The organism is Vibrio sp. 1249-1 (assembly GCF_033340495.1).
In genome coordinates this window covers 1-571 of record NZ_JAWOWJ010000919.1, presented here as the reverse complement: position 1 = coordinate 571, position 571 = coordinate 1, and the positions used below count along the sequence as shown (strand labels likewise).

Annotated in this window: 1 protein-coding gene; it reads left to right on the top strand. The window is 43.4% G+C overall.

Annotated elements, in window-relative coordinates; genetic code table 11:
• Positions 1–571, top strand: a 571-nt coding sequence (locus R7Z50_RS29685) for a transposase (RefSeq protein ID WP_318150039.1), incomplete at both ends; no start/stop codon positions are given.

The following is a 571-nucleotide window of genomic DNA, read 5'->3' as shown; positions in this document are numbered from 1 at the left end:
CTACCAATTAAACATATAGCCCAAGTGACAGGCGTTCATTGGCAAACAATCAAAGAGATAGATAAGCGTCGGCTTCAACAAGTAGTGCCGCAAGTTAAATGGGGTGAATTAAGGCAACTCGTCATGGACGAGTTCGCTATTTTTAAAGGGCACCGCTATGCGACGGTCATTGCTGACGCGAAAAGCCATCAGGTTATCTGGATAGGACTAGGTCGTAGCCGCAAGGATATTCGACCGTTCTTTGAACAGCTAGGTGAGCATGGTAAAAATATCGAAGCTGTAGCAATGGATATGAATACGGCTTTTGACCTTGAAGTCCAAGAGCATTGCCCAAATGCTCGCATCGTTTACGACTTGTTCCACGTCGTTGCTAAGTTTGGTCGTGAAGTGATGGATAGAGTCAGAGTCGACCAAGCCAATAAGCTAAAACAAGATAAAAAAGCAAGGCAATGGGTCAAGCGTTCGCGCTGGGTGTTATTGAAAAATAGGGATAATTTAAATACACAACAGGAAAGCTACCTCACTGAAATATTGAATATGAATCAGGACTTGATGACAACCTACTTACTGG